This window comes from Pseudomonas sp. MPB03 (genome assembly GCF_046605385.1).
GTDB classification, from domain to species: domain Bacteria; phylum Pseudomonadota; class Gammaproteobacteria; order Pseudomonadales; family Pseudomonadaceae; genus Aquipseudomonas; species Aquipseudomonas zanjanensis.
The window spans coordinates 1,232,025-1,248,964 of sequence record NZ_CP176770.1; the positions used below are offsets into that span (position 1 = coordinate 1,232,025).

Annotated in this window: 14 protein-coding genes; 5 read left to right on the forward strand and 9 right to left on the reverse strand. The window is 59.8% G+C overall.

What is annotated here, in order from left to right:
• Positions 1-81 precede the first annotated feature (81 nt).
• From ACLH0I_RS05205 to ACLH0I_RS05240, 8 genes are all read right to left on the reverse strand, one after another.
• A complete protein-coding gene (locus tag ACLH0I_RS05205; protein WP_411386485.1) occupies positions 82-1,062 on the reverse strand; it encodes a peptide ABC transporter ATP-binding protein in 981 nt (326 codons plus the stop codon).
• Complete coding sequence (locus ACLH0I_RS05210) at positions 1,062-2,030, reverse strand: ABC transporter ATP-binding protein (protein ID WP_411386486.1); 969 nt, start codon at positions 2,028-2,030, stop codon at positions 1,062-1,064. Before ACLH0I_RS05210 ends, ACLH0I_RS05205 begins: the two co-directional genes overlap by 1 nt.
• A gap of 10 nt (positions 2,031-2,040) precedes the next feature.
• Positions 2,041-2,952, reverse strand: a complete 912-nt coding sequence (locus tag ACLH0I_RS05215; protein ID WP_249876174.1) for an ABC transporter permease subunit — start codon at positions 2,950-2,952, stop codon at positions 2,041-2,043.
• A gap of 10 nt (positions 2,953-2,962) precedes the next feature.
• Positions 2,963-3,973, reverse strand: a complete 1,011-nt coding sequence (locus ACLH0I_RS05220; protein WP_053118417.1) for an ABC transporter permease subunit — start codon at positions 3,971-3,973, stop codon at positions 2,963-2,965.
• 218 nt (positions 3,974-4,191) lie between these two features.
• Positions 4,192-5,787, reverse strand: a complete 1,596-nt coding sequence (locus ACLH0I_RS05225) for an ABC transporter substrate-binding protein (protein ID WP_411386487.1) — start codon at positions 5,785-5,787, stop codon at positions 4,192-4,194.
• Between the two features lie 74 nt (positions 5,788-5,861).
• Entirely contained in the window at positions 5,862-7,277 is a 1,416-nt protein-coding gene (locus tag ACLH0I_RS05230; protein ID WP_250964307.1) for an OprD family porin, read from the reverse strand.
• Between the two features lie 168 nt (positions 7,278-7,445).
• The gene (locus ACLH0I_RS05235) at positions 7,446-9,047 is read right to left on the reverse strand and encodes an ABC transporter substrate-binding protein (RefSeq protein WP_186706012.1); all 1,602 of its coding nucleotides are present in this window, start codon (positions 9,045-9,047) and stop codon (positions 7,446-7,448) included.
• A 305-nt stretch (positions 9,048-9,352) separates the two neighbouring features.
• Positions 9,353-10,978 carry an ABC transporter substrate-binding protein gene (locus tag ACLH0I_RS05240; protein ID WP_250964309.1) on the reverse strand — a complete coding sequence of 542 codons (1,626 nt, stop codon included), beginning with the start codon at positions 10,976-10,978 and terminating at the stop codon, positions 9,353-9,355.
• A gap of 1,134 nt (positions 10,979-12,112) precedes the next feature.
• Here ACLH0I_RS05240 and ACLH0I_RS05245 point away from each other — a divergent pair.
• From ACLH0I_RS05245 to ACLH0I_RS05260, 4 genes are all read left to right on the forward strand, one after another.
• On the forward strand, positions 12,113-12,427 hold the full coding sequence (locus ACLH0I_RS05245; RefSeq protein WP_411386488.1) for a DUF6124 family protein: 315 nt from the start codon (positions 12,113-12,115) through the stop codon (positions 12,425-12,427).
• Between the two features lie 342 nt (positions 12,428-12,769).
• Positions 12,770-13,054: a type II toxin-antitoxin system Phd/YefM family antitoxin gene (locus ACLH0I_RS05250; protein ID WP_144922719.1), complete on the forward strand. Its 285-nt coding sequence runs from the start codon at positions 12,770-12,772 to the stop codon at positions 13,052-13,054.
• Positions 13,020-13,328 carry a Txe/YoeB family addiction module toxin gene (locus ACLH0I_RS05255; protein ID WP_250964311.1) on the forward strand — a complete coding sequence of 103 codons (309 nt, stop codon included), beginning with the start codon at positions 13,020-13,022 and terminating at the stop codon, positions 13,326-13,328. Before ACLH0I_RS05250 ends, ACLH0I_RS05255 begins: the two co-directional genes overlap by 35 nt.
• 525 nt (positions 13,329-13,853) lie before the next feature.
• Positions 13,854-14,237 carry a DUF6124 family protein gene (locus ACLH0I_RS05260; protein ID WP_411386489.1) on the forward strand — a complete coding sequence of 128 codons (384 nt, stop codon included), beginning with the start codon at positions 13,854-13,856 and terminating at the stop codon, positions 14,235-14,237.
• 199 nt (positions 14,238-14,436) lie between these two features.
• On the opposite strand, the gene ACLH0I_RS05265 is transcribed toward ACLH0I_RS05260, so the two are convergent.
• A complete protein-coding gene (locus tag ACLH0I_RS05265) occupies positions 14,437-15,159 on the reverse strand; it encodes an SIMPL domain-containing protein (RefSeq protein ID WP_411386490.1) in 723 nt (240 codons plus the stop codon).
• Positions 15,160-15,550: 391 nt separating this feature from the next.
• Here ACLH0I_RS05265 and ACLH0I_RS05270 point away from each other — a divergent pair, with 391 nt between their 5' ends.
• Positions 15,551-16,882 (forward strand): IS110 family transposase, encoded by a 1,332-nt coding sequence (locus tag ACLH0I_RS05270; protein WP_411384783.1) that lies wholly within the window; start codon positions 15,551-15,553, stop codon positions 16,880-16,882.
• Positions 16,883-16,940: the final 58 nt, after the last annotated feature.

Genomic DNA, 16,940 nt, shown 5'->3' on the forward strand with positions numbered 1-16,940 from the left:
CAGCGGGAGCAAGCTCCCTCGCCACAAGGGCTTTTCTGCCTTAAGTGCTTTGCTGCCTTTTAGCCTTTTAGCCTTTTAGCCTCACGCCGCGCCGTCGAGGAACCGCTCGGCGTAGTGACACGCCACCAGCCGGTTATCCAACGGCCGCAACGCCGGCTCTTCAGCCTTGCAACGCTCGGTGGCATACGGGCAGCGCTTGTGGAAAGCGCAGCCGGACGGCGGGTTGAGCGGGTTGGGCAGTTCGCCGACGATCTTGATCTTCGGCTTGTTCGGGTCCGGGTGGATGGTCGGGGTGGCCGACAGCAGCGCCTGGGTGTAAGGGTGCAGTGGGCGGCTGTAGATGGACTCGTTGGGGCCCATTTCCACCGGGCGGCCGAGGTACATCACCATCACGTCGTCAGCCACGTGCTGCACCACCGCCAGGTTGTGGGAAATGAACACGTAGGCGGTGTTGAATTCCTGCTGCAAATCCATGAACAGGTTCAGCACCTGGGCCTGGATCGACACGTCCAGCGCCGACGTCGGTTCGTCCGCCACCAGCACCTTGGGCTGCAGCATCATGGCGCGGGCCAGGGCGATGCGCTGGCGCTGGCCGCCGGAGAACATGTGCGGGTAGCGCTGGTAGTGCTCGGGACGCAAGCCCACCTGCTTCATCATCGCCTGGACTTTCTCCCGCCGCTCGGTGGCCGACAGGTTGGTGTTGATCAGCAATGGCTCGGCCAGTTGATCACCGATTTTCTGCCGCGGGTTGAGGGACGCGTAAGGGCTCTGGAAGACCATCTGCACGTCTTTGCGCAGCTGCTTGCGTTCGGCCTTGTTGGCGCCGGCCACTTCTTGCCCGGCGATCTTCAAGGAGCCGGCGGACGGCTCTTCGATCAGCGTCAGGGCCCGGGCGAGGGTGGATTTGCCGCAACCGGATTCGCCCACCACGGCCAGGGTCTTGCCGGCTTCCAGTTCGAACGACACACCGTTGAGGGCGCGCACGGTCGCATGGCCCTTGAACATGCCACGGGACACTTCGTAATGACGGGTCAGGTCACGGGCGGTAAGTACGACGGCCATCACGCCACCTCCTGGTTCAACGGGTAGAAGCAGCGGGCGAGGCTGTTGGATTTCGGATCGAGGCCTGGACGTTGTTGACGGCAGTTGTCCTGCACGTACGGGCAGCGCGGCGACAGCAAGCAACCTTGCGGACGGTCGTAGCGACCGGGGACGATGCCGGGCAAGGTCGCCAGGCGCTCGGCGCCCATGCTGTGTTCCGGAATCGCCGCGAGCAGCGCTTCGCTGTACGGATGAGCCGGAATGTCGAACAGCTGCGGCACCTGGCCAACTTCCACGGCTTGGCCGGCGTACATCACGCACACGCGCTGGGCGGTTTCAGCGACGACGGCCAAGTCGTGAGTGATCAGCACCAGGCCCATGTTCTGCTCTTTTTGCAGGGCCAGCAGCAGGTCCATGATCTGGGCCTGGATGGTCACGTCGAGGGCGGTGGTCGGTTCGTCGGCGATCAGCAGCTTCGGCTCGCCGGCAATCGCCATGGCAATCGCCACGCGCTGGCTCATGCCGCCGGACAATTGATGCGGGTAGGCGTCCATGCGGCTGGAGGCGCCGGGGATCTCGACTTTTTCCAGCAGCTCGATGGCGCGCTTGCGGGCGGCCTTGCCGGACATCTTTAGGTGCAGGCGCAGCACTTCTTCGATCTGGAAGCCCACGGTGTAGCTGGGGTTGAGCGCGGTCATCGGGTCCTGGAAGACCATCGCCAGGTCCTTGCCGACGATCTGCCGGCGCTGGCGGTTGCTCAGCTTGAGCATGTTCTTGCCGTCGAAGTTCAGCGCATCGGCGGTGACGATGCCGGGGTGCTCGATCAGCCCCATCAGCGCCATCATGGTCACGGATTTACCCGAGCCCGATTCGCCGACGATCGCCAGGACTTCGCCTTTGTCTACGCTCAGGTCCAGGCCGTCGACCACCGGCACGGCGGTGGCGTCGCCGAAGCGGACGTTGAGATTCTTGATTTCTAGCAGTGACATGGGAATCTCCTCAGGCGGCATTCTTGAGTTTCGGGTCCAGCGCATCGCGCAGCCCGTCGCCCATCAGGTTGATTGCCAGCACGCTGAGCAAAATGGTCAAGCCAGGCAGGCTCACGACCCACCAGGCGCGTTCGATGTAGTCGCGGGCCGAAGCCAGCATGGTGCCCCACTCAGGAGTCGGTGGCTGGACGCCGAGGCCGAGGAAGCCCAGGGCGGCGGCGTCGAGGATCGCCGAGGAAAAGCTCAAGGTCGCCTGGACGATCAGCGGTGCCATGCAGTTGGGCAGCACGGTGATGAACATCAGGCGCGGCAGGCCGGCGCCGGCCAGGCGGGCGGCAGTCACGTAGTCGCGGTTCAGCTCGCCCATCACGGCGGCGCGGGTCAGGCGCACGTAGGACGGCAGCGAGACGATGGCGATGGCGATCACGGTGTTGATCAGGCCTGGGCCGAGGATGGCGACGATCGCCACGGCCAGCAGCAGCGACGGCAGGGCCAGCATGATGTCCATCAGGCGCATGATGGTCGGGCCGAGGATGCGCGGGAAGAACCCGGCGAACAGCCCCAGCAGGATGCCCGGGATCAGCGACATCACCACCGACGACAAGCCGATCAGCAGCGACAGCCGGGAACCCTGGATCAGGCGCGACAGCAGATCGCGACCCAGTTCGTCAGTGCCCAGCAGGAATTGCATTTGCCCGCCTTCAAGCCACGCCGGCGGCGTCAGCAGGAAGTCGCGGTATTGCTCGCTCGGGTCGTGCGGCGCGACCCACGGCGCGAAGATCGCGCAGAACACGATCAGGATCATGAACAGCAGCCCGGCGACGGCGCCCTTGTTGCGGGAAAACGCCTGCCAGAATTCTTTGTACGGGGACGGGTACAGCAGGCTTTGATCGACTGCTACCGCGGTAGTTGGAGTACTCATGGTCTTGATCTCAGCGCTGGTGACGGATGCGTGGGTTGGCAAAGCCGTAGAGGATGTCCACGACGAAGTTGACCAGAATCACCAGGCAGGCGATTAACAGGATGCCGTTCTGCACCACGGGGTAGTCCCGGGCGCCAATGGCTTCGATCAGCCACTTGCCGATGCCCGGCCAGGAGAAGATCGTTTCGGTCAGGACCGCACCGGCCAGCAGCGTGCCGACTTGCAGGCCGACCACGGTCAGCACCGGGATCAGCGCGTTGCGCAGGCCATGCACGAACACCACGCGCGACGGCGACAGGCCCTTGGCCTTGGCGGTGCGGATGTAGTCTTCGCGCAGCACTTCGAGCATCGAAGAGCGGGTCATGCGGGCGATCACCGCCAGCGGAATGGTGCCCAGCACGATGGCCGGCAGGATCAGGTGATGCAGGGCATCGAGGAATGCGCCCGGTTCGTCGGCCAGCAGCGTGTCGATCAGCATGAAGCCGGTTTTCGGCTCGATGTCGTAGAGCAGGTCGATCCGTCCCGACACCGGCGTCCAGCCCAGGGACACCGAGAAGAACATGATCAGGATCAGGCCCCACCAGAAGATCGGCATCGAATACCCCGCCAGGGAGATGCCCATCACCCCATGGTCGAACAGGGATCCTCGCTTGAGTGCCGCAATCACCCCGGCCAGCAGGCCCAGGATACCGGCGAACAACAGGGCGGCCATGGACAGTTCCAGGGTCGCGGGAAACAGGGAGCTGAACTCGGTCCAGACGCTTTCACGGGTGCGCAGCGATTCGCCGAGATCGCCCTGGGCCAGTTTGCCGATGTAGTCCAGGTATTGGGCATACAGCGGTTTGTTGAGGCCAAGGCGTTCCATTGCCTGTGCATGCATTTCGGGATCGACCCGACGTTCGCCCATCATCACTTCCACGGGGTCGCCGGGGATCATGCGAATCAACGCGAAGGTCAGCAAGGTGATGCCGAAGAACGTGGGGATCAATAATCCCAGTCGGCGGGCAATAAAACTAAACATCTTCAGGTGTACCTCATCAGCCGGTTAGGCGTGCCCGGCAATCCTTGGGTGAAGGTTGCCGGGCGTTTTCTTGGCTTTGAACGGAAAGTGCCTGCGCGACGATCATGCTGCGTTGAAAACAGGCTCGGAATGCTCATTTACAACCCGTAAACTCCGCTTCCTCGCCTGTTTTCGCCTTGCCTGATCGCCGCTCGGCGACTTTCCGTTCAAATCCTTATCTACTTCACCTGGGTGGTGGCGAAGTTGTTGGTGGTGAGCGGGCTAATCACGTAGCCCTCTACGTTCTTGCGCATTGCCGTGAACATGCGGGTGTGGGCCATGCTGATCCAAGGCTGGTCCTGGTTGAAAATCACCTGGGCCTGCTCATAGAGCTTCGCGCGCTCCTCGGGGTTCACTGTGGCGCGTGCCTGGTCGAGCAGCGCCTGGAATTTCTCGTTGCACCAGCGCGCGTAGTTTTCGCCGTTCTTGGCGGCCTCGCAACTGAGCATAGGCGTCAGGAAGTTATCCGGGTCGCCGTTGTCGCCCGCCCATCCGGCGGAGACCATGTCGTGCTCGCCGTTTTTCGCGCGCTTGAGCATTTCGCCCCATTCCATCACGCGGATGTCGACCTTGATCCCGACTTTCGCCAGGTCGGCCTGCATCATTTGCGCGCCGAGCATCGGGTTGGGGTTGGTCGGGCCGCCGCCGTTGCGGGTGAACAGCGTGAAGACGGTGCCTTCCGGCACGCCGGCTTCCTTGAGCAACTGGCGGGCTTTGTCGAGGTCGCGGGCCGGGTTTTTCAAATCGTGGTTGAAGCCCAGCAGTGTCGGCGGGTAGGGGTTGACCGCCACGGTGGCGTTGCCCTTGCCGAACAGCGCGTTGACGTAGGCTTCCTTGTCGAAAGCCAGGTCGATGGCTTTGCGCACCCGCACGTCGCTCATGTACTTCTTGCTGGTGTTCAACGCGGTATACGAGACGGTCATCGCGTCCAGCTCGGTGACCTTCAGGTTCGGGTCTTTCTTGATGCTGGGGATGTCATCGGGTTTGGGATACAGCGCGATCTGGCACTCGTTGGTCTTGAGCTTCTGCATGCGCACGTTGTTGTCGGTGGCGATGGCCAATACCAGCGCATCGGCCGGCGGCTTGCCACGGAAGTAGTCCGGGTTGGCCTTGAAGCGAACCTGGGCGTCCTTGTTATAGCGCTGGAACACGAACGGGCCGGTGCCGATCGGCTTGCTGTTCAAGTCGCCGGCCTTGCCTGCCTTGAGCAACTGGTCGGCGTATTCAGCCGGGTAGATCGAAGAGAACGCCATGGCGATGTCGGCCAGGAACGGCGCTTCGCGGCGGGTCAGGGTGAACTTGACCGTGTGCTCGTCGACTTTCTCGACGTTTTTCAGCAGCTCCTTGAAGCCCATGCTTTCAAAGTACGGGAAACCCACGCTCGACAGTTTGTGCCAGGGGTGGTTCGGGTCCAGCTGGCGCTGGAAACTCCAGACCACGTCGTCGGCGTTCATGTCGCGGGTCGGCTTGAAATAGTCGGTGGTGTGGAACTTGACGCCCTTGCGCAGGTGGAAGGTGTACGCCAGGCCGTCGTCACTGATGTCCCAGGATTCGGCCAGGGCCGGAATCACTTCAGTGGTGCCGGGCTTGAAATCGGCCAGGCGATTGAAAATGGTTTCCGCCACGGCATCGGCGGTGACTGCAGTCGTGTACTGGACCATGTCGAAGCCTTCCGGACTGGCTTCTGTGCAAACCACCAGGGGCTTGGCCGTGGCGCCAACGGCAACGCTCAGCAGCGCGGCGGCGATGGCGGCGCGTAGGGGAATCATGTTCATCGTCAATCCTCTGCAATCGGGTAATGGCAAAAGACCGGGCGGACGACCTCGTGAGTCGACCGCCCGGTGGCAGTTTAGAGAATGTTGAACGGAATGGTGGTGACCAGGCGGAACTCGTTGAGGCTGCCGTCGGCCTGGTTTTCGCTGGCGCGGTGTGCGGTGTAGGTCGCACGGATCGCGGTGGCTTTCAGAGGGCCGCTCTGTACGGCATAGGACGCGCCGACGCCGTATTCATAGTGGTGCTCACCGTCCATGGCCCGCACGTCGCTATAACCGGTGCTGTTGTAGTGCGTACCGTCGATGCCCCAGCCGCGCGCCTGGTAGATGTTGAACTTCAGGCCTGGCACGCCGTATTCAGCCATGTTCAGGCCGTAGGCGATCTGGAAGGATTTCTCGTTCGGGCCGTTGAAGTCCGACAGCAGGGAGTTGGCCAGGTAGATGCCGTTGGTTTCGTGCAGGTAGTCGAAGTACTCGTTACCGTTCACTTCCTGGTACGAGAACGTCAGGCTATGGGCCTGGTGCGTCAGGCCGAACGACAGGGAGTAGGTGTCGTTGTCGATCTCGCCCAGCTTGCTTTTGCCTGAATCCACGGTCTTGTAGTAGTTCAGGCCGGTGGTCAGGCTCAGCACCGAGCTGTCGCCCAGTTCATGGGTGGCGCCGAAGTAGTACTGGTTCCACATGTCCTCGGCTTCGGTCGCCCACAGGCTGGTTTTCAGGCTGGCCAATGGCTGGTAGGTGATACCAGCGGTGTTGACGTGATCGGTCTCGACGCTGCTGTCACCGTATTCGGAGCGGAACTTGCGCTGGCTCTGTTCGGTACGCGGCGAGTTGCGGTCGAAGGTGGCGATGTCGAACGCCAGGTTTTCGAATTCTTCGCTGTGCAGGCTCACACCCTGGAAGCTGGAAGGCAGGGCACGGTTGCCGATGACGTCGACCATCGGGCTGCTGAAGTTCTGGCGACCGGCGGTCAGGGTGGTGTTGGACACGCGGGCCTTGAGGTTGGCCAGGCCCAGTTTGCTCCACTGGCCCACGGCGTCGCCGCCTTCGCGGGTCAGGGTACGGTTGTTGCCGGCGCCAGGACGGGTGGTCGGTGCGCCGCCGTTGTTGGACGCCAGGTCCTTGCGGTCCTGGTCCAGGGCGATGGCGTTGTAGGCAGCCACTTCGGTGCTGAAGCCTACGGTGCCTTCAGTGAAACCCGAGTTGTACTTGATGATGGTGCCTTGCAGCCAGTTGATCCGGCGGTCGGTCTCGCGTGCTTCGCCGTTCTTGCGATAGGTGAGTTTCGTGCCGCGCTTGAATTGCTCGTTGGCGTACCAGTTGCGCGTGCTACCCGTGACGGATTGACCGTCGATGAAGCCTTTGGCTTCGCTTTGCTCGCTGGTGGTCTTGAGGGTCACCGGGGTGACCGCCTGGCTCTGGGATTCTGCGAAAGCCGTTGCGGTAATGCTGCTGATGGCCAAGGCCAGTATCGCGGTGCTGCTCAGTTTCATCGGTAACGCTCCTTTTTCTTTTTTTTGTGCCGATCCTTTTGGATGATTCGGCTAACGGTTTACAACTCATTCACAGTAGCAAACGTTTGCATCACGCCTGATCGACGAATTCAGGCAAGACGTCTGCGTGAGGGCTTCCAGGGAAGCCCTCGCTGTGCGGCTAGACGGTTATGGGTTCAGGCTGACGCCCGAGAACACGTTGCGACCGAAGGGGCTGACTTTGAACCCTTCGACTTTGGCACTCAGCGGCTGGTTGACCGTCGAGTGGGCAACAGGAGTGATCGGCACTTGTTGCTTGAGCAACTGCTGGGCCTGTTTGTAGAGCACGGTGCGCTGGTCGCGGTCGGTGACGACCTTGGCCTGCTTGATCAGCTTGTCGTAATCCTGGTCACACCACATGGAGTAGTTGTTGCCGCCAATGGCATCGCAGCTGTACAGCGTGCCCAGCCAGTTGTCCGGATCACCGTTGTCGCCGGTCCAACCGATCAGGCTGATGTCGTGCTCGCCGTTCTTGGTGCGCTTGATGTACTCGCCCCATTCGTAGCTGACAATCTTCACTTTCAGGCCGATCTTCGCCCAGTCGGCCTGGAGCATTTCGGCCATCAGCTTGGCGTTGGGGTTGTACGGGCGTTGCACGGGCATGGCCCAGAGGGTGATTTCGGTGCCTTCCTTGACCCCGGCGGCCTTGAGCAGCTCCTTGGCTTTTTCCGGGTTGTAGGGCGTGTCCTTGATGGTGTCGTCGTAGGACCATTGGGTCGGCGGCATGGCGTTCTGCGCCAGTTGGCCGGCGCCCTGGTACACGGCGTTGAGAATGCCTTGCTTGTTCACCGCCATGTCCAGGGCCTGGCGCACTTCGACCTGGTCGAACGGTTTGTGACGGGTGTTGTAGGCGATGTAGCCGAGGTTGAAGCCAGGTTTTTCGATCAGTTGCAGCTTGGGGTCGTTCTTCAAGGCCGGCACGTCGGCCGGACGTGGATGCAGGGTGACCTGGCATTCGTTGGCCTTGAGCTTCTGCACCCGCACCGAGGCGTCGGTGTTGATGGAGAAAATCAGGTTCTTCAGTTTCACCCGTTCCGGCGCCCAGTACTTATCGTTGGCGACGTAGCGGATGTTGGAGTCTTTCTGATAGCTCTTGAATTCGAACGGCCCGGTGCCGATCGGCTTCTGGTTGATGTCGCTCGGCTTGCCGCTCTTGAGCAGTTGGTCGGCGTATTCGGCCGACAGGATCGCGGCGAAGCTCATGGCGATGTTCTGGATGAACGCGGCGTCCACGCTGTTGAGGGTCATGACCACGGTCAACGGCCCGGTCGCTTCCACCTTGGCGATGTTCTTGTTCAGGCTCATGCCGTTGAAGTACGGGAACTCGGTGGGGTAGGCCTTGCGGAACGGATGCTGCGGATCGAGCATGCGGTTGAAGGTGAACAGCACGTCGTCCGCGTTGAAATCCCGGGTCGGCGTGAAGTAGTCGGTTGTGTGGAATTTCACCCCTTCGCGCAGGTGGAAGGTGTACTTCAAGCCGTCTTCGGAAATGTCCCAGCTTGTCGCCAGGCCAGGGACGACGTTGGTCGCGCCTTTTTCAAACTCGGCCAGGCGGTTGTACAGCGGTTCGGCGGCATCGTTATCAGTGGCGGTGGTGTACTGCGCGGTGTCGAAACCGGCGGGGCTGCCTTCGGAACAGAACACCAGGCTGCCGCCGGCGGCTTGGGTGGCGGATGTAGCGGCCAGCAGGCCGGTGCCCAGCAATGCGGATAAAACCAAGGTATGGCGCATGACGCTCCCTCTCTCGTTCGGGGTGTTTGACAGTGAACCGGTGTCCTTCCGGGGAAAGGTCCGGCGCACTGAGCTCATTCCATTGCGTAGCGATGCCGCAGGGCTGGCAAGTCGCCCCGGTGACGACGGTATGAGCCGTGGGCCGGGCGGTAAATGCGTAATACCTGAAAGACTGGTGGGAAAAGGCGATACGTCCTAAACCGACTGCTGTGGTATGCAGTGCTTTTGGATGTAGGCGATTTCCTGAGTCTTGGTCTCGGCAGATAAAGCAACGGCGACGTTGGGAACGCCGCCGTTGCTTGTCTTTATTTGCTGACGCTGACGCCGTAGAAGGAGTTCAAGCCAAATGGGCTGATCTTGAAGTCCTGCACGTTGGCGCGCATGGGTTGATACACCGTCGAGTGAGCGATAGGTGTCATCGGCACGGCATCCTTGAGGACATGTTGTGCCTGTTTGTACAGTTCGGTGCGCTTGGCCTGGTCGGTGGTGCGCTTGGCTTCTTTCACGAGGCCGTCGAACTTCTTGTCACACCATTTGGAGAAGTTGTTGCCGGCCAGCGAGTCGCAGCCGAACAGCACATTGAGCCAGTTGTCCGGGTCACCGTTGTCGCCGCTCCAGCCAATGATCATGGCCTGGTTCTCGCCACCTTTGGAACGCTTGATGTACTCGCCCCATTCGTAGCTGACGATGTTGACGTTCAGGCCGATCTTCTTCCAGTCGGACTGCAGCATCTCGGCCATCAGCTTGGCGTTCGGGTTGTATGGACGCTGTACCGGCATCGCCCACAAGGTGATGTTGGTGCCTTCCTTGACGCCGGCTTCCTTGAGTAGCTCCTTGGCTTTCTCAGGGTCGTACTTGGCATCCTTGATGGTGGTGTCGTAGGACCATTGGGTTGGCGGCATGGCGTTGACAGCCAACTGGCCGGCGCCCTGGTAGACCGAATCGATGATCTGCGGCTTGTTGACCGCCATGTCCAACGCCTGGCGGACTTTCAGGTCAGCCAACACGTTCGGCTCGTTGCTGCCCTTGATCTTGTCCATCACGTTGTAGGCGATGTAGCCCAGGTTGAAACCCGCCTGGTCGGGCATCTTCAGTGCCTTGTCTTCCTTCAGGGCCTTGAGGTCGGCCGGGCGTGGGAAGAGGGTGATCTGGCATTCGTTCTTCTTGAGTTTCTGCATGCGCACCGACGGGTCGGTGGTGATGGCGAAGATCAGGTTGTCGATCTTCACGTCGTCAGGCTTCCAGTAGTCCTTGTTCCCGGTGTAGCGGATGTTGGAGTCTTTCTGGTAGCTCTTGAACACGAACGGGCCAGTGCCGACCGGCTTTTGGTTGATGTCCGGGGCCTTGCCATCCTTGAGCAGCTGGGCAGCGTACTCGGCGGACTGGATCGAGGCGAAGCTCATGGCCAGGTTTTGGATGAACGCAGCGTCGACATCTTTGAGGGTGAACTTGACGGTGTGGTCGTCGACTTTATCGATCTTGGTGATGTTGGTGTCCATCCCCATGTCGGTGAAGTACGGGAATTCGGTCGGGTACGCCTTACGGAAAGGGTCGTCCTTGTTGATCATGCGATTGAACGTGAACAGTACGTCGTCGGCGTTGAATTCGCGGGTCGGCTTGAAGTACGGGGTGGTGTGGAACTTGACGCCTTCACGCAGATGGAAGGTGTAGGTAAGGCCGTCTTCGGAAATGTCCCACTTGGTGGCCAGGCCAGGAATCACGGCGGTGCCGCCGCGCTCAAACTGGGTCAGGCGGTTGAACATGGTCTCTGCAGAGGCGTCGAAGTCGGTTCCGGTGGTGTACTGACCAGGGTCGAAGCCGGCCGGGCTGCCTTCGGAGCAGAACACCAGGTTAGTCGCGGCGGAAGCGAAGGGAGCGCTGGCTAACAAGCCTGCACCGACTAAAAACGGAATGACCGCGTGTTTAAGCATGTTGGCCTCATGATTTGTTGTCATTTTTGGATTTGAGGGCGACCTCGTGAGTCGTCCTGCGGATACTTATGCAGGCCCCATACCCAATGCAAGATCCAGAGCGGTTCCAAGTCTGAAACAGTGGCACGAACGTACCTTAATGTCGCATCTGTGTAACTTCTGACGCATTTGATCGTTTGCGCGTGTTTTTTCGGGGCGATTTGCGCCCTTTGCCGGTGCGCCGCGTGGCTTTGGCGCACCGGGAAGGGGCGGGTTTTACTTCTTCAAACCCACGCCGTAGAGCGGTATAGGGCTGAATGGGCTGAGTTTGAGATCCGGCCCTTTTTGTTTATCGCTGTCGGGGGCGCCGTTATCTTCGGCCCAGGGTTCAATTGATGCACCGGCATTGCCCATAAATCCAGGGTGGCGCCTGGCGCAACCTTTGGCTTTCCGAAGTGGTGCCTGGGGGGGTTGCGTATGCTTCGGGGCGAGGTGGCCTGGAAGCTGACCTGGTTCTTCCGGTCGTACACCGTCGGATCTGTGGGAGCAAAGCTTGCTCGCGAGGCGGCCTGGTAGCCGACCTGGCTCTCCCGGTCATACCCCAATCCATTGTGGGAGCGAGCCTGCTCGCGAAGGCGGCCTAGTAGCCGGCCTACCTCTCACGGATGTACCCGATCAGTTATGTGCGAGTTTGTTCGCGAAGGCCTGAAAGCCTAGGCGTGAAGGATGCTCATTTCATGCTTAAGAAAAATCTTTTGATTTTTCAAGAAGGCCTGATTTTTCGCTGTCCACATTCCATAAAACGTGGACAGTGCTCTCGTGCTGTTTTGGAAATGTCAAAACTATTTACGCGACCCCGTTCTGAGAAGATCCCAGCAGAGGTCGAATCAAGATGGCTATGTCCCGTCGACCACCAAACCCGTGGCGAGGGAGCTTGCTCCCGCTGGGGCGCGAAGCGGCCCCAACAGCAGCGACTGCATCCATCTGACGTACCGAGGCGTCAGGTTTGGGGGCTGCTGCGCAGCCCAGCGGGAGCAAGCTCCCTCGCCACGGGTTTGCTGCGCCAGAAAGCGGGATGAGTCATTCATTTGTGTCGGAAGGATCACCGGCCTTGAAACGAAACATCCCACAGCTTTTTAAGATTGCCGCTCGGAAGTGGGCTCTCTAAACTTTTTACTGTCGCTGCAAAACAGCGACCGGGAGTGGGAACCCGAAATTAATAGGTCGCACCGATCAGCGCATCGACAGCCTGTTTTCCGTCACCGCGAAAGCCGATGCCGACACGCTGTTGACCAGACCTCCGAACCCCTGGCCTCGATAAAAGCCATGGCCGAGGACTTGGCTTTCGAAGTGGAAGGCACGCGGCGCAGCGTGGCGTCAGGGATTCATCAGTTGGTGGAGTTGTGTCAGTTGCTGGTGGATAAGGCGTTGGATCAGTTGCAAGCGCCGGCCAGTCCGGCTGAGGGGTAGACAGGGGCGGTCCACCTCATGGTTGGCGCCACCCGGTGAATGAGGAAGCTTGCTCCCTCGTCATTTCGTACACGTCCGAGTTGTTTGGCGCATGGTTGACTGTTGTACAGAACGTTGTACTATGCGCGAACTCAGCTCCCATCGCTTTTGCTGGATGATTGAGGAGGCACCGAGGTTTTGCCAGGTGTCAGATACCTTGTTTCCCCGCTTACCGGCGTGGATTTCAAGTACTCCGTGACTCAGCGGAGGAGACAAGTGCCCCGCTTCGATTCTGCGGGAAACTCTCAAACCACCAGGATGGCCCTGGTTTCGCCTGAGCTGGCCTCAGGAGGGAATTAGACGATGCATGTAATAACTTTTAGCCAGGCTCGTGCCGGCCTAAAGCAGACGATGGACGATGTATGCCGAGATCATGAGCCCACGGTCATCACCCGTCAGCGTGGTGATCATGTCGTAATCCTCTCATTGGAGGACTACAACTCAATGGCCGAGACGATGTATCTGTTGGGTACAGAGTCGAATGCCACGCGCTTACGCCGCTCTGTTGCGCTGCACAAAGCCGGGAAAGCCTTTGCCAAGGAGCTCCCTTTAAATGTCGGCAAAACAGAAACAGAAGAACAAAGCTAACGCCCGCGAGAACGTGGTAGTTGCATTCGTGCCAGACGGATGGGAAGACTACCAATACTGGGACGCAAACGATCCAGGCAAACACGCGACGGTAAACGAGCTTATCGAGGCATGCCTCCGTAACCCATTCAAGGGGGTCGGTCGACCCGAACCGTTGAAAGGGGATTTAACGGGCTATTGGTCCCGTCGTATCGACAAAGAACATCGCTTTGTCTATGCCTATGAGAATGACACGCTGACAGTCATTTCATGCCGCTTCCACTACACGAAGTAACGCCTGACAAAAAGCCCGCGATTGCGGGCTTTTGTATTTGTGGTGCCTTGAAAGGTGAAGTTGTCGCAGAGGGCCCGACTCCATTCATCTGACACATTGCGGTGCCGGGTTTGGGGCCGCTGCGCAGCCCAGCGGGAGCAAGCTCCCTCGCCACGGGGGTTGCTGCGTCAGGAGGCGTGATGAGTCATTCATTTGTGTAGGAAGGATCACCGGTCCTGAAACGAAACATCCCACAGCTTTTTAGGGTTGCCGCTCGGAAGTGGGCTCTCTAACCTTTTTCTTGTCGCTGCAACTCAGCGACCGGGCGTGAGAAACCCGAATAATAGGCATCCAGCCTCTGTACCTGCATAATTGCCGCCAGCTTATCCGCTGTCTGTAGATGCGTTATGGCGGCTGTGTGCGGGCAGGCTTCGGTCTGGCCGAGTACCTATTCTCGGATTTCTCACCCCTGCACACAGCTGCCACCACTTTGCCGAGTGAGAAACGGCAAGTGATGGTCCTCATCACAAAAATAGGTACAAATAAATGGTTAAGTCAGTCCCCGACCCACCCTTCAACAAAACCAACCCCCTTTCCGGCTTCGATTCCATCGAAGACCTACTCAAAGACCGCGCCGCCGCCGAGCGTGCCCTCAATCATTACCTCAACCCCAAACCTTCTGAACCTAGCACCGACCAGCGCATCGACAGCCTGTTTTCCGTCACCGCCAAAGCCGACGCCGACACACTACTGACCAGCACCTCCGAAACCCTGGCCTCGATCAAGGCCATGGCCGAGGACCTGGCCTTTGAAGTGGACGGCACGCGGCGCAGTGTGGCGTTGGGGATTCATCAGTTGGTGGAGTTGTGCCAGTTGTTGGTGGACAAGGCGCTTGATCAGCTTGAGGTACCGGCCACCCCGGCGCCGTGATCCTCCTGTGGCGAGGGAGCTTGCTCCCGCTGGGGCGCGAAGCGGCCCCAACAGCAGCGGCTCTATTGATTTGGCACACCGAGGTGTCTGGTTTGGGGCTGCTGCGCAGCCCAGCGGGAGCAAGCTCCCTCGCCACGGGAATTTTGTCGCTCGGTTTCGGTGGTTCAGTCAGTGAGCCTGGCTGAACCACCGCCGATCATCACTGCATCAACACCTCAATCGCCCCGTCCGCCGTCATCGTCACCTTGCTGGTGCCCGCTTCCACCTCAGGCGTCACCGACTCAGCATCCATCGACGCCGCTTTCATCATCATTTGCGGGCGCATGTACGGTTGTGGATAACCGTTGGTGTTGAAGTTCAGGTTGACGATTTTATAACCCTTGCCACCCAAGGCTTCAGTGGCCAGCTGGGCGCGGGCCTTGAAGGCGTTGACGGCGTCCTTGAGCAGGGCGTCCTCGCTGGTCTGGCGGGTGGCGGTGGCGATGGCGAAGTCCATGCCGCCCATTTTCATGTCGCCCAGCAGTTCGCCGGTGAGCTTGGACAGGGCGGCGAAGTCGGCGCTTTCCAGGCGCAGTTCCGCGCGTTCGCGCCAACCGGTGATTTTCCCACCTTTGTTGTCGTAGATCGGGTAGCTGTTGCGGCTGCCCTGGCTCAAGTTGATGCCCTTGACCTGTTTGGCCTGGCCGATGGCTTTGTTCAGGGTGGTGCTGACGGCGGCGGCGAGTTTGGCCGGGTCGGTGTTCTGTTCTTCGGTGTAGAGGGTGACGATCATCAGGTCGCGGGCCACTTCCTGGCTGGCTTCGGCGCGCAGGGAGATCTGGTTGTAGTGCAGCTCATCGGCGGCCAGGGCCGGCAGGCTGGCGACGGTGCCGAGGCTGAGGCTGAGGGCGAGCAGGGCGGCGGGGCGACTGAACGTGTGCATGAAAGCTCCTTGGGATGATGCGCAGGGGTTGGTTCCGGGCCTGCGTGAACGATAAGACTCTAGCGTTTATGGTTGGGTTCGCACAGTTACAACTTCTATACAGATGCGAAACGGATGCGAAGGTTGGTGGAGCTTTTGTGGCGAGGGAGTCCCCGCCGCGTCGCCGACGCTGCGCTGTCGCGCAGCAAACAAGTGCTCGGCTTAAGATTGGGTGCGCGCGGGGAAAGAGGCCGTAGCTATCACTGGTGTGTCCGCACCCGCGAGGGAGAGTGGCCGGCACGGTATCGGCGTGGAGTCGTTGTAGGCACAGCAAGCTGTGACCACGTATGAGAGAGTGAATCCGTTCGCCACCGTGTTCCCCGCGCGCCATTCAATCCTGCGAGGAATTGTCATGGCGCGCAAGAAGCAGCAGAAACGATTTGAAGTGATTCACCCTCATTGTGCCGGTATCGATATCGGCAGCCGCGAGCACTGGGTTGGCGTCAATCCCGATCAAAGCGACAAGCCTGTTCGCTGTTTTCCGGCCTTCACTGAGGATTTGGTGAGGCTGGCCGAATGGCTGGAATCGCTGAAAATCAAGGTCGTGGCGATGGAGGCCACTGGCGTTTACTGGATACCCCTGTTCGAGCTTCTCGATTCAAGGGGCTTTGAGGTGTACCTGGTCAACTCCCGTGCAACTCGTCAGATAAGCGGGCGTAAATCCGATGTTCTGGATTGCCAGTGGATCTGGCAACTCATGACCCATGGCTTACTCAGAGGTGCTTTCCGACCCGCTGATGATATTTGCTCGATGCGATCATTGGTTCGCCAGCGGGCCATGAAGGTTCGTGATCAAGCCAAGACCATCAACCGCATGCAAAAAGCCCTGACGCAGATGAATATTCAGTTAGCCAATGTCATCAGCAATATTGCTGGCGTGACAGGGATGAAAATCATCAAGGCCATCATCGATGGCGAGCGTGACCCTCAAGTCTTGGCCAACTTCCGAGACGGCCGTATCAAGGCCGATCACCAAACCATTGCCCGCAGCCTGCACGGTAACTGGCGAGTCGAGCATCTGCATGCTTTGGCTCAGGAGGTGGCTGCTCATGATTTCCTTGAGAAGCAGATTGCCGAATGTGATCAGGCCATCACTCAGGCACTTGATCGACTCCCAGTGCTGAACCATGAGCCCCCGCAACCCACCAAGCCACTGCGTAGCCCGCATCGCTCGGCAGATGAACAGGCCAGCTTGCACCAGGCACTTGTGAGAATCATGGGCGTGGACCTGACCGCGATTCCCACCATCGGAATCGAATCTGCCTTGGTTCTGGCGAGCGAAGTCGGACCTGATTTGTCGCGTTTTCCGACTGAGCAACATTTCAGTTCTTGGTTGGGGGTAGCGCCCTCAACCCGAATATCGGGGGGAAAACCCTTGCCCGGTCATGTCCCCAAGGTATTTAACCGGGCGGCACAAGCGTTGAAGCAGGCGGCCTCTAGCGCCCGCACCGATAAAAGTTTTATCGGTGCCAGTCACCGCGCCCGATTGGCTCGCATGGATACGGCCTGCGCCATTAAGGCTACGGCTCACCAGCTGGCCCGCCTGATCTACGCCATGCTGACCAAGGGACAGCCTTACGTGGCGCAGGATATGGACGAGTACGAGGCCAAAAGTCGTGATCGTCAGCTTAGAGCCTTACAGCGTAAGGCTACAAAGCTGGGTGTTCGATTGGTCGCGGCTTAAAAAGCTTTGGAGAACAAGGGGATGGATTTTGTTTGATGAGAGCTTGCTCCCGCTCGGC